The sequence below is a fragment of the Quadrisphaera sp. INWT6 genome, assembly GCF_015390235.1.
Classification (GTDB): Bacteria; Actinomycetota; Actinomycetes; order Actinomycetales; family Quadrisphaeraceae; genus Quadrisphaera.
Genome location: NZ_VUOH01000003.1, coordinates 82,470 through 94,402, shown reverse-complemented (window position 1 = coordinate 94,402; position 11,933 = coordinate 82,470). Strand labels below are relative to the sequence as shown.

General features: G+C 75.2%; 10 protein-coding genes. 4 read left to right on the top strand and 6 right to left on the bottom strand.

The window, feature by feature from the left end; genetic code table 11:
* Positions 1–6 precede the first annotated feature (6 nt).
* Complete coding sequence (locus F1641_RS10325; RefSeq protein ID WP_194905287.1) at positions 7–405, top strand: cytochrome c oxidase subunit 4; 399 nt, start codon at positions 7–9, stop codon at positions 403–405.
* 857 nt (positions 406–1,262) lie between these two features.
* Here the strand turns inward: F1641_RS10325 and F1641_RS10320 are convergent.
* From F1641_RS10320 to F1641_RS10305, 4 genes are all read right to left on the bottom strand, one after another.
* Positions 1,263–2,945 carry a cytochrome bc complex cytochrome b subunit gene (locus F1641_RS10320; protein WP_194905285.1) on the bottom strand — a complete coding sequence of 561 codons (1,683 nt, stop codon included), beginning with the start codon at positions 2,943–2,945 and terminating at the stop codon, positions 1,263–1,265.
* The gene (locus F1641_RS10315) at positions 2,942–4,024 is read right to left on the bottom strand and encodes a ubiquinol-cytochrome c reductase iron-sulfur subunit (protein ID WP_194905282.1); all 1,083 of its coding nucleotides are present in this window, start codon (positions 4,022–4,024) and stop codon (positions 2,942–2,944) included. Before F1641_RS10315 ends, F1641_RS10320 begins: the two co-directional genes overlap by 4 nt.
* 40 nt (positions 4,025–4,064) lie before the next feature.
* On the bottom strand, positions 4,065–4,853 hold the full coding sequence (locus tag F1641_RS10310) for a c-type cytochrome (RefSeq protein WP_194905280.1): 789 nt from the start codon (positions 4,851–4,853) through the stop codon (positions 4,065–4,067).
* A 73-nt stretch (positions 4,854–4,926) separates the two neighbouring features.
* Positions 4,927–5,556, bottom strand: coding sequence for a heme-copper oxidase subunit III (locus F1641_RS10305; RefSeq protein ID WP_194905279.1), 630 nt, complete (start codon positions 5,554–5,556; stop codon positions 4,927–4,929).
* Positions 5,557–5,695: 139 nt separating this feature from the next.
* On the opposite strand from F1641_RS10305, the gene trpD reads away from it, so the two are divergent.
* The gene (gene trpD / locus F1641_RS10300; RefSeq protein ID WP_194905277.1) at positions 5,696–6,799 is read left to right on the top strand and encodes an anthranilate phosphoribosyltransferase; all 1,104 of its coding nucleotides are present in this window, start codon (positions 5,696–5,698) and stop codon (positions 6,797–6,799) included.
* A 100-nt stretch (positions 6,800–6,899) separates the two neighbouring features.
* Here trpD and F1641_RS10295 read toward each other — a convergent pair whose 3' ends face one another.
* Both F1641_RS10295 and F1641_RS10290 read right to left on the bottom strand, forming a co-directional pair.
* Positions 6,900–7,181, bottom strand: coding sequence for an Lrp/AsnC family transcriptional regulator (locus tag F1641_RS10295; RefSeq protein ID WP_194905275.1), 282 nt, complete (start codon positions 7,179–7,181; stop codon positions 6,900–6,902).
* Entirely contained in the window at positions 7,178–8,986 is a 1,809-nt protein-coding gene (locus F1641_RS10290) for a DEDD exonuclease domain-containing protein (protein WP_309225549.1), read from the bottom strand. Before F1641_RS10290 ends, F1641_RS10295 begins: the two co-directional genes overlap by 4 nt.
* A gap of 106 nt (positions 8,987–9,092) precedes the next feature.
* Between F1641_RS10290 and F1641_RS10285 the strand changes: the two genes are divergently transcribed.
* Together F1641_RS10285 and F1641_RS10280 are read left to right on the top strand one after the other, a co-directional pair.
* Entirely contained in the window at positions 9,093–10,682 is a 1,590-nt protein-coding gene (locus F1641_RS10285) for a hypothetical protein (RefSeq protein ID WP_194905271.1), read from the top strand.
* 58 nt (positions 10,683–10,740) lie between these two features.
* Complete coding sequence (locus F1641_RS10280; protein WP_194905268.1) at positions 10,741–11,919, top strand: glycosyltransferase family 4 protein; 1,179 nt, start codon at positions 10,741–10,743, stop codon at positions 11,917–11,919.
* Positions 11,920–11,933 lie beyond the last annotated feature (14 nt).

Sequence of the window (11,933 nt, the reverse complement as noted above, 5' to 3'; positions counted from 1 at the left end):
GACGGCGTGAAGACCGAGTTCTGGACCTTCGGCGGCGGCGCCTTCTTCTTCCTGCCGCTGGCCGTGGTGTACGGCGTGCTCTCCTCCTGGGAGCCCGTCGGCACCGTCTGCCTCTTCCTCACCGGTGGCCTGGCGTCGCTCATGGGCGCCTACCTCTGGCTGGTCTCGCGCCGCATCGGGCCCCGCCCCGAGGACGACGTCTTCGCCGAGATCGCTGACGGCGCCGGCGAGCAGGGCGTCTTCCCGCCCCACTCGTGGTGGCCGCTCGCCATCTCGCTGTGCATCGCGATGGTCATCACCGGCCTCGCAGTCGGCTGGTGGCTGTCGCTGCTCGGTGGCCTGCTGGCCCTCGTGTCGCTCGTCGGCTGGCTCTTCGAGTTCTACCGTGGGGCCCACGCCCACTGAGGCAGCCCCGCAGCCTCGCTGCACGCCTGAGGGCCCCTGAGACCACGGTCTCGGGGGCCCTCAGGCGTTCTGCTGCCCTCCGGCTCCCCCCGAGCCCGGGGAGCGCACTCTCCGCGCAGAGCGCGCTCCAGCCCCCTGCGGGACCGCTCTCTCCGCGGAGAGTGCAGTCCGACAGGGTCCTGGGGAACCGCGCCACCCGTGGAGAGTGCAGAGAGGGCTGGGGGGCGGCGCTCCGCGCTTGCGTGAGCATGCCCCGGCGACACCGGGTGCTCCGGACCCGTCGAGGCTCCGGAGCCGTTCCTCGGCTCGCTGCGAGAGGTCCTCGTCGTCACTTGGACCCGTGGATGCGCACTCTCTGCGGAGAGTGCGGTCCTCGCCCCCCCCCGGGACTGCGCACTCTCCGTGGAGAGTGCGGAACGGGGGAGGGATGGAGGAGCGTCGTCGACGATCTCGCCGGTGGCGGCAGCGGTCGTCGCCGAGATGCGTCCCGAGGGCTATCTGGCGGCCCTGCGCCACGTCCCAGGTCGCCTCACCACGAGCTGACGCCCCTCCGGAACCGCAGCCGAGCGCCTCCTTGCGGTTAAGGGTCCCTCCGGAACCGCAGCCAGGCGCCTGGCTGCGGTCCCTGGCCCCTCCGGAACCGCAGTCGAGCGCTCGGCTGCTCTCGAGAGGGGCTGCGCACCCTCCGCAGAGCGTGCGGACTGGGCGGGGTGGAGTGTGCGGCCGGGAAGCCGCAGACCCGGGGTCGTGTTCCGGTCGGAGGAGCGCCCACAGCGGACGCAGAGACGGCGAGAGGGGCGGAACCCGTACGGGTTCCGCCCCTCTCGTGTCAGCGCCTCACCGGCGCCTGGGGGACCTCAGTGGCCGTGGCCCGTCTCCGAGCCCCGACCGCTCGCGCTCACGGCGTGCGGGTCCGTGTCGCCCTGGAGCTCACGGCCGTGGCCGTCGTCGTGCGAGTGCGCCGCCTCGAGCTCGGCCGGGGTGACCGGCTCGATGCGGTCCTCGAAGAAGAACGCCGACATCCGGGCGCGCAGCTTGTCGAGCCCCGAGGCCCTGCCGGTGGGCAGCGGCACGAGCTGGTCGGCCTCCTGCTGCACCAGGTTCCAGCGCTCGTAGACGTCGAGCGGCTCGTGCACCTCGAAGTACTCGCCGTCGGCGGTCCGCACGATGCGGCCGGTCTCGCGCCCGTGGAGGGCGAGGTCGCGGTCGCGGCGCTGCAGGCCGAGGCACACCCGCTTGGTGACCCAGAAGGCCAGCGGCGGGCCGACGAAGAACAGCGTGCGGAGCACGTACGTCATGTCGTTGATGGAGATGTGGAAGTGCGTGGCGACCAGGTCGTTGGTGGCGGCCAGCGCCATCACGACGTAGAAGACCAGCGCGGCGACGCCCAGGCCGGTGCGGGTGGGCTTGTTGCGCGGGCGGTCGAGCAGGTGGTGCTCGCGCGAGTCACCGGACAGCCACTGCTCCACCCACGGGTAGGCGAACAGGGCCATGATCATGAGCCCCGGCACCACGGCGCCCGGCAGCAGGATGTTCAGCGACCAGACGTAGCCGAAGGTCGTGAACTCCGTCGGGATCGGGCCCAGCCACCCCGGCATCAGGCGCAGCGCGCCGTCGACGAAGAGGATGTACCAGTCGGGCTGCGTGCCCGCGCCGATCGGGGAGGGGTCGTACGGCCCGTACGCCCAGATCGGGTTGATGGTCACCACCGCGGCCATGAGGACCACGACGCCGAAGACGATGAAGAAGAAGCCACCGGCCTTGGCGGCGTACACCGGGAAGACCGGGTAGCCGACGACGTTCGTGTTCGTGCGGCCCGGAGCCGGGAACTGCATGTGCTTGTGCAGCACCAGCAGGCCCAGGTGGACGCCGATGAGGGCCAGCAGCGCGGCCGGGATCAGCATCACGTGGAGGATGAACAGGCGCGGGATGATCACCTCGCCGGGGAACTCGCCGCCGAAGATGAAGAACGCCATGTAGGTGCCGACGACCGGGATCGCCTGGATGACGCCCGAGATGATCCGCAGCCCGTTGCCGGAGAGCAGGTCGTCGGGGAGGGAGTACCCGGTGAAGCCGGCGGCGAGCGCCAGGATCGCCAGCAGGCAGCCGACGATCCAGTTGAGCTCGCGCGGCTTGCGGAAGGCGCCGGTCACGAAGACGCGGGCCATGTGGGCCAGGATCGCGGCCACGAACAGCAGCGCCGCCCAGTGGTGGATCTGCCGCATGAGCAGACCGCCGCGGATGTCGAAGCTGATGTTCAGCGTCGTCTCGTAGGCCTCGGAGACCGTCTGGCCGACCAGCGGGGGGTAGGAGCCCTCGTAGGTCGTCAGCGCCATGCTCGGCGTGTACCAGAACGTCAGGAACGTGCCGGAGATGAGCAGGACGACGAACGTGTACAGGGCGATCTCGCCCAGCATGAAGGACCAGTGGTCCGGGAAGATCTTGCGCGCGAAGGTCTTGACGATCTTCGACGCACCGACGCGGTCGTCGACGTAGCCGGCGAGCGTCGCGGTCCTCTTGTCGGTGAGGATCGAGCTCATTCTGATGCGCCTCGCTCCCAGTAGCTGGGGCCGGGAGGCTCGGGGAAGCCGGCCGAGGCGACCAGGTACCCCTCGCTGTCCACGGTGATCGGAAGTTGCGGCAGCGGCCGCTTGGCCGGACCGAAGATCACCTTGCAGTGCTGCGTCAGGTCGAAGGTCGACTGGTGGCACGGGCACAGGAGGTGGTGGGTCTGCTGCTCGTACAGGGCGACGGGGCAGCCGACGTGCGTGCAGATCTTCGAGTAGGCGTAGATGCCGTCGTAGTCCCAGTCGTTGCGGACGGCCTGCTCGCCCTCGAGCGGGACGACGTCCTCGGGCTGGATGCGGATGAGGAGCACGGCCGCCTTGGCCTTCTCCTCGATCGGGTGCGACGACTCCGAGAGGCCGTCGGGGATCACGTGGAAGACGGACCCGAAGGTCACGTCGGCGGCCCGGATGGGGGTGCCGTCGGGGTCGCGGGTGAGGCGGACGCCCTCCTCCCACAGCGACTCGCGCAGCACCTCGCCCGGCAGGGGGCCCAGGTCGCGGAAGAGCACGACGGCGGGGATGGGCAGGATCGCCATCGCGCCGATGAGCGAGTTGCGGATCACGGTGCGGCGCATGATGCCGCTCTCCTCGACGCCGTCGAGGATGATGTTCGACGCGTCGCGCCGCTCCTCGTCGGTGCCGCGGATGTCGTGGCGCAGCTCGATCTGCTCGTGGTCGGGCATGAGGGTCTTGGCCCAGTGGACCAGCCCGATGCCGATGAGGAAGATCGCGAAGCCCAGGCCGAGGCCCAGGACCATCGTCGAGAGCTGCAGGCGGCCGAAGGACTTGTCGTCGTCGATCGGCAGGGCGAAGTAGCCCACCAGGAACACGACGGTGCCCACGGCGGACAGCAGGAAGATCGTGGAGACCTGCCGCTCGGCGCGCTTGGCAGCGGCCGGGTCGATGTCGGTGGTGCGGTACCGGTGGGCCGGCAGGCCCGGGTTCGCGAACCGGTTCTCGAGGTCCGCGCCCTCGGGCGCGGCCAGGTCGGTGCCGACGCTGCCGTGGCTGGGGCCGGCGTCGTTGTGCCCGGTGGTCGGGGAGTCCTTCATCGCCGGTCCTCCCGGAGGGCAGTGGTGGGGGTGGGGGTGCTCACGAGGCCCTCGATCCGAGCCACACGGCGCAGCCGACCAGCGCGAGGATGCCGCCGGCCCACACGAACAGGCCCTCGGAGACCGGGCCCAGGCTGCCCAGGCTCAGGCCGCCCGGGGAGGGCTCGGTGCCGACGAAGTGCAGGTAGCTGGCGATGTCCTGCTTCTCCTGCGGCGTGATGTTCGCGTCGTTGAAGACGGGCATCGACTGCGGGCCGGTCAGCATGGCCTCGTAGACGTGCTTGGCGGAGACGTCCTGCAGGTTCGGGGCGTACTTGCCCCGGGTGAGTGCGCCGCCGGCCCCGACGACGTTGTGGCACATCGCGCAGTTGGTGCGGAAGAGCTCGTTGCCGGTCGAGATGCGCTCGGGGTCGTCCGTGAACTCCTGGTACTCGGCCGCGGGGACGGCCGGGCCGGGGGCCAGCTGGGCGACGTAGGCGGCCATCTGGCCGATCTGCTCGTCGTTGAACTGGACGGGCTTGTCGTGCGCCTGGGGCAGGTTGGCCGACAGGGGCATGCGGCCGGTGCCGACCTGGAAGTCGACCGAGGCGGCGCCGACGCCGATCAGGGTCGGGCCCGCGTCGGTGCCCTGGGCCTGGAGGCCGTGGCAGTTGGCGCAGTTGGCGAGGAAGAGCTCGCGCCCGGCCTGCACGTCAGCGGTGCTGGCGGCGGCGGCGACGGCCTTCGAGGGGGTCAGGGCGGTGTAGGCACCGCCGACGACGACGAGCGCCAGCAGCGTGACGACGACGGTCGCCAACGGGTGGCGCCGGCGGGCGGCGAGAGCCTTCACGAGGACATCCTCATCCTTGGGGAGCGGTGCGCGACAGGGCGCGCGGCGGACGTGACGCGACTCACGGAGGCCATCACTTGATCACGTAGATCACGAGGAAGAGGCCGATCCACACGACGTCGACGAAGTGCCAGTAGTAGCTGGTCACGACGGCGCTGGTGGCCTCCTGGTGGCCGAACCTGCGCGCCGCGAAGCTGCGGCCGATGACCAGCAGGAACGCGAGCAGGCCGGCCGTCACGTGGAGGCCGTGGAAGCCCGTGGTCAGGTAGAAGACCGAGCCGTAGGGGCTGGAGGAGATCGACAGCCCCTCGTGGACGAGCTCGGCGTACTCGAAGACCTGGCCGGCGATGAAGAACGCGCCCATGAGGTACGTCAGGACGTACCACTCGCGCATGCCCCACCGGCGGAACTGGAGCAGGGACCCGGTGCGGGCCACCTGGTAGCGCTCCGCGGCGAAGACGCCCATCTGGCAGGTGAACGAGCTGAGCACCAGCACGGTGGTGTTCGTGGCCGAGAACGGGATGTTCAACAGCTCGGTCTCGGTGACCCACAGGTCGGGCACGACCGCCCGGATCGTGAAGTACATCGCGAAGAGGCCGGCGAAGAACATCAGCTCGCTGGAGAGCCAGACGATGGTCCCCACCGAGACGGGATCGGGCCGGTTGACCGCCGGCGCGTGCGGCAGGGCTGCTGTGCTCGACACGGCGCCATTATGGGGTCCGCCGGTGACGGACCGGGGGTCGGGACCCGCCGGGAGCCGCGACCCGCGGTCACGACTCGATCACGGCCGCCTGGGGGCGGGCTGGGCCGGGGCCCTGCCGCACCTGGCAGGGTGATCCTCCGTGGCACCCGACGCGCGCTCCTGGCCCGGCCTCATCTCGGCCCTCGTCGCAGGTCAGCACCTGGAGGCCGCGGACAGCGCCTGGGCCATGGCGCGCGTGATGGCCGGGGAGGCGCCCCCGGTGGCCCTCGCCGGCTTCCTCGTGGCGCTGCGCGCCAAGGGCGAGACCGTGGCGGAGCTCACCGGGCTCGCCGACGAGATGCTCGCCCACGCCGTCCCCCTGCGGCTGCCCGCGAGCGCCGGCCCGGTCGCGGCCGCGGTCGACGTCGTGGGGACCGGTGGCGACCGGTCGAGCACCGGCGTCGGCACCGTCAACATCTCGACGATGGCGGCCCTCGTGGTGGCGGGCGCCGGCCGCACGGTGGTCAAGCACGGCAACCGGGCGGCGTCGTCGCTGTGCGGCTCGGCCGACCTGCTGGAGGAGCTGGGGGTCCGCCTCGACCTGCCCGCCTCCCGGGTGGGTGAGGTCGCCGGCGAGGTCGGCATCACCTTCGCCTTCGCCCGGGTCTTCCACCCCGCCTTCCGCCACGCCGCCGAGGCGCGGTCCGGGCTGGGCGTGCCCACCGCGTTCAACGTGCTGGGGCCGCTGACCAACCCCGGCCGTCCCGGGGCCGCGGCGATCGGCGTGGCCGACGCCCGCCTGGCCCCCCTCGTGGCGGGCGTGCTCGCCGGCCGGGGCACCAGCGCCCTGGTCTTCCGCGGCGACGACGGCCTCGACGAGCTGACGACCAGCGGGCCCTCGACGGTGTGGCGGGTGGCGCGCGGCGGCGTCGAGGAGCTCTCCCTCGACCCGGCCGCCCTGGGCCTGCCGCCGGCGACCCTGGCCGACCTGCAGGGCGGTGACGCACCTCACAACGCCGCAGTGGCGCGCGACCTGCTCGGCGGCCGCCGCGGGCCGGTGCGCGACGCGGTGCTGCTGAACGCCGCCGCGGCCCTGGTCGCCGCGGACGGTTTGGCGGACGGCGCCGGTCCGACGGCCGGGGGCGCCGACGCGGAGGACCTGCACGAGGCGGTCCACCGCCAGCTGGCCGTGGCGGCCGCCTCCGTGGACAGCGGCGCCGCCGCAGCGGTGCTGGAGCGCTGGACCGCCGCCACCGCCTCCTGAGGCCCGACGACCGCGCCGGCCCGGCCGCGCCCCGACGGCCCTGACATCTCAGACGGCTCTGACGGCTCCGGGGCGTCGGGCTCGGGTGGGGGGGGGGCCGTCAGTCCTCGGCGCCGAGGGCGAAGGCCGCCTCGAGGTCGTGCTGGGAGTAGGTGCGGAAGGCGAGGTACGTCCGGGTGGCCCGGACGCCGTCGACCTTGCCGATGCGGTCGGCGATGACGTCGGCGAGGGCCTCCTGCTGGCGCACGCGCACCAGCACCACGAGGTCGGTGTCACCCGTGACGGAGTAGACCTCGCTCACCCCCTCCAGGTCGGCGATGGCCTGGGCGGCCTCCGGCACGCGGGAGACCTCGACGTCGACGTGGACGATGGCGGTGATCACACCGCCGAGCCTAGGACGGTCGGGGCGTGCGCGCCGCTCCCGCCGGAGGCCCCCGCCCCAGCCACGGGGCAGGCCCAGGTGCCCTCGACGGAGACCAGGCGCACGCCGTCGCCCTCGAGCCAGGCGGCGACCCGCTCGGCCTCCTCGGCGGAGCAGGCGGGCTCGGGGGGCACGGGCGGGGCCACCACCTCGGCGGTGGCCCGCAGCGCGTCCACGGCGGGGCGCGGGTCGGCACCGGGCGGCGTGGTGGTGGTGCCGGCGAGCCGCCCGTGGCGGACGACGACCAGCTCCCAGCCGCCGCCGGGGCGGCGGCGGGCGGCCACGACCTCGGGGGCGGCCGCCAGGGGCGCCAGGCGCTGGGCGCGCGCGGCGCCGCGCAGGAAGGCGAGCGACCTGTCGCGCACCGCCGCGGCCTCCTCGAAGCGCTCCAGCGCCACGAGCTCGGCGAGGCGCCCGCGGGCGGCGGCCAGCACGGGCGTGGGGTCGCCGACCATCGCCGAGCGGGCCAGGGCGCTGACGGCGGCGTAGTCGGCGTGGGTCTGCGCCCCCGTGCAGGGCGCGCCGCAGCGGCCGATCTCGGCCAGGGCGCAGGCCGCGGCCCCGGCCGCCGGCCGCAGGGGGAGCCGGGTGGTGCAGCGGCGCAGGGGGAGCGCGTCCTGCAGGGCCTCGACCGCCGCCTGCGCGGCACCCACCGAGGAGAACGGCCCCGCGTAGGCGGCGCCCGCCGCCGCGTCGTCGCGGACCTCCCGCACCACCGACATCCGCGGGTAGGCCTCGGCGGTGAGCTTGACCCAGGGCAGCCGGTCGGGGCGGCGGGAGCGCCGGTTGTAGTGCGGGTCGTGCTCGGCGATGAGCCGCAGCTCGCGCACCTGGGCCTCCAGGGGCGTGGCGCAGACCACCGGGGTGACGCTCGTGGCCAGCGACACCATCTCCGCCATCCGCGTGCGGCGCTCGGCGGCGGTGAAGTAGCTGCGCACCCGCGCGCGCAGGTCGCGGCTGGTGCCCACGTAGAGCACCCGCCCCCGCGCGTCCTTGAAGAGGTAGACCCCCGGCGCCGAGGGCAGGCCGTCGGCGAGGGTCCGCTTGCGGCGCACGGCGTCGGGGACGCGGCCGCCCCCGCGGGCGCACAGCTGCTCCAGGCCCGCCAGGTCGGTGACCCCGAGGGAGCCGACCCGGCCCAGCAGGGCGTGCAGCACGTCGACGGTGGCGCGCGCGTCGTCGAGGGCGCGGTGCGTCGGGGTGGTCCGCGCCGACAGGTGCTCGGCCAGGGTGCCCAGCTTGTGGTTGCGCACCTCCCCCCGGGACAGGACGGCGCGGGCGAGCCGCAGGGTGTCGACGACGGGCGGCGCGGGCCACTCCCGCCCGGTGGCGGCGCACGCGGCCTTCAGGAAGGACACGTCGAACGGGGCGTTGTGCGCGACGAGCACCGCGCCGCGGGCCACCTCGAGCAGCGGCGCCAGCACCTGCCCGATCGTCGGGGCGCTGGCGACCATCGCGTCGGAGATGCCCGTGAGCGCCGTGATCTCCGCCGGGATCGGCCCGGGGGGGCGCACCAGGGTGCCCAGCTCGGCGACGACCTCGCCCCCGCGCACGCGCACCGCCCCGACCTCGGTGATCGCGCACGTCGCCGCCGAGGCTCCGGTGGTCTCCAGGTCGACCACGACGAAGTCGACCTCGTGCAGCGGCACCGCCGGGAGGCCCGGGGCGGGCTCGTCGGGGGCCGCGTGCGACCAGAGCTCCTCGAAGCTGGCCTGCTGGTGCCCGCGGGGTGCCGCGGACGGTGTGGTGGGGGAGGGGAGCGCCACGCCGCGGACGCTAGGCGCGCCCACCGACAGCCCGGTCCGTCCCGTTCCGTCCGGCTCCGCCCGCGAACCGCCCGCGGCCGGGCCGGGGTCCACCTAGCATCGCGGGGTGGGGGGCAGGCACCTCGCGCACGGCGCGGGTGGGGACGACGCCGCGGGCGACGTCGAGCAGAGCCCGTTCCCCCGCCGCTCGGACCTGCGCGCCGAGCGGGGGCGGCGCCGCTCGGCGCGCCGGGCGCCCCGGAGGTGGGCAGCGGCCCGCCGGGGCGGCGCGGGCGTCGCGCTGGCGGGCGTGCTGGTCGCCGTCGTCGCGCTGTCGGTGCTGGTGGGTCCCCGGCTGCTCGGCTCCCTGCCGACCGCCCGGGACGCGGCGCCGCTGGCCCTGAGCACCGGGGACGGCGCCGGCAGCCCGTCGGCGGGCGGCGCCTCCGACGCCGGAGCGCCCTCGGCCGCGCGGGCCGTGCAGGCCCTCCTCGACGAGCGCGCCTCCGCGCTGCTGGCGCGCGACCGCGCCGGCTGGTTGGCCGCGGTCGGGGGCGACGGCAACGTCGCCACGGGGGCTCAGGCGGCCCTCGACGCCTACCGGGAGCGCACCGCCGGGGTCTTCGACCGCCTCGAGCCGGTGCCGCTGGGCAGCTGGTCCTGGCAGGTGACCGGCAGCGGGCCGGCCCTGGCCGACGCCCGCGCCCAGCAGCTGCCCGAGGGCAGCTGGGTGGCCCGCACCACGCTGGTGTGGTCGGTCGACGGCGCCGGTGACGACCCCGTCCGCCGCCAGCAGGACCTGACGGTGGTGCCGGCCGGCGCCGGCTGGGCGGTCGTCGACGACGGCGACGGCGAGACGGTGCCCGACCTGTGGGACCTCGGCGCCGTCGACGTGCTCACCACCGAGCGCGCCGTCGTGCTCGGCACCGCCGACCGCGAGGCCCTGGAGCGCACGGCGGAGGTCACCACCCCCGCCGCCGAGGGCGTCGACGCCGTGTGGGGCACCTCCTGGCCCCGGCGCACCGTGGTGGAGGTCCCCGCCGACCAGGCGCAGATGGCCGCGCTGCTCGGCCGCGACGACGACGCCGGGCTGGGCCAGATCGCCGCCGTGACGACCGGGGAGCTGGTCGGCGGCGAGGGCGCCACCCGCGGCGACCACGTGGTGGTCAACCCGCGGGGGTTCGGGCAGCTCGCCCCCGTGGGGCAGCGGGTGGTGCTGACCCACGAGCTGACCCACGTGGCCACGCGCTCCGGCGCGGTGCGCGCGGTGCCGCTGTGGTTCTCCGAGGGCTTCGCCGACTGGGTCGGCTACCAGGGCACCGGCCTGTCGCGGCAGGTGGTGGCGACCGACCTGCTCCGGCAGGTGCGCGCCGACGGCCCCCCGAGCGCGCTGCCCACGGCTGCGGACTTCGACCCCGAGCGCAGCCGCGACATCGGTCCCGCCTACTCCGGCGCCTGGCTCGCCGTCGACGCGCTGGCCCGCCGCTACGGCGACGACGCCGTGGTCGAGCTGTACCGGGCCGCCTCGCGCGACCCGCTCCCGGACGGCGCGGCCGCACCGCCCAGCAGCGCCACCGACGGCGCCACGGACGGCGCCACCGACAGCGCCACCGACGCCGACGCCGCCCTCGACGCCGCCCTCAGCAGCACCCTGGGCACCGACCGCGCCGGGGTGCTGGCACTGTGGCGCGCCGAGCTCGTGGACCTCGCCGGGTGACCCCGCCCGGCCGGTGCGGAGCACCGACGAGCCGACGGACCAGCAGGTGGAGCAGCAGATGAGCAGCGGTGCGACCCTCGTGGTCACGAACGACTTCCCCCCGCGGGCGGGGGGCATCGAGAGCTTCGTGCTCGAGGTGGTTCGCCGGCTGCCCGGCCGCGTCGTCGTCCACACCAAGCGCCAGGACGGCGACGCCGCGGGCGCCGCCGCCCAGGCCGAGGTGGACGCCGAGCTGGCCGCGCAGGGCGTCGTCGTCGTGCGCGACCCCGCCCGCCTGCTCCTGCCCACGCCCGCGCTCGCGCGGCGGGTCGCCGCCACCGCCCGCGAGCACGGCTGCGACCGGGCGTGGTTCGGCGCCGCGGCGCCGCTGGGCCTGCTCGCCCCCGCCCTGCGGCGCGCCGGTGTGCGGCGCACCGCCGCGACCACCTACGGCCACGAGGTGTGGTGGGCCCGGCTCCCGGTCTCCCGCGCGCTCCTGCGGCGGATCGTCGCCGTCAACGACGCCGTCACGGTGCTCGGCGAGGCCACCGGGGCCCCCATCGTCGCGGCCCTGCCCCGGCGGCTGCGCGAGCGCGTCTCCTCGATGCCGCCCGGTGTCGAGGCCGGCGACTTCGACGCCACCGACCCCGCCGTGCGCGCCGCCGCGGCCGAGATGCGCGAGCGCTGGGGCGTGACCGGCCGGCCGGTGGTGCTGTGCGTCTCGCGGCTGGTGGAGCGCAAGGGGCAGGACGTCCTCGTGCGCGCCCTGCCGGCCGTGAGGGCGGCGGTCCCCGGCGCCGCCCTCGTGCTCGTCGGCGTCGGGCCGCGGCGGGCGCGCCTGGAGCGCCTCGTCGCCGAGCTCGGGCTGCAGGAGCACGTGGTCCTCGCCGGCCGCGCGCCCGCCGGGGGCCTGGCGGCCGCCTACGCCGCCGGCGACGTCTTCGCGATGCCCTGCCGCGACCTGCGCGGGGGGCTCGAGACCGAGGGCCTCGGCATCGTCTTCCTCGAGGCGGCCGCGAGCGGCCTGCCCGTGGTGGTCGGGCGATCCGGAGGCGCCCCCGACGCCGTGCAGGACGGCGTCACCGGTGTCCTCGTCGACGGGCGCGACGTCGACGACGTGGCGCAGGCCGTCGCGGGGCTCCTGGGCGACCCCGACCGGGCGCGCGAGGTCGGGGCCGCCGGACGCGCCTGGGTGCGGAGCGCGTGGGGCTGGCAGGAGCGGGTCGACGAGCTGGCGGTGCTGCTCGAGCCCCGCTGACGCGGCCGCACCGC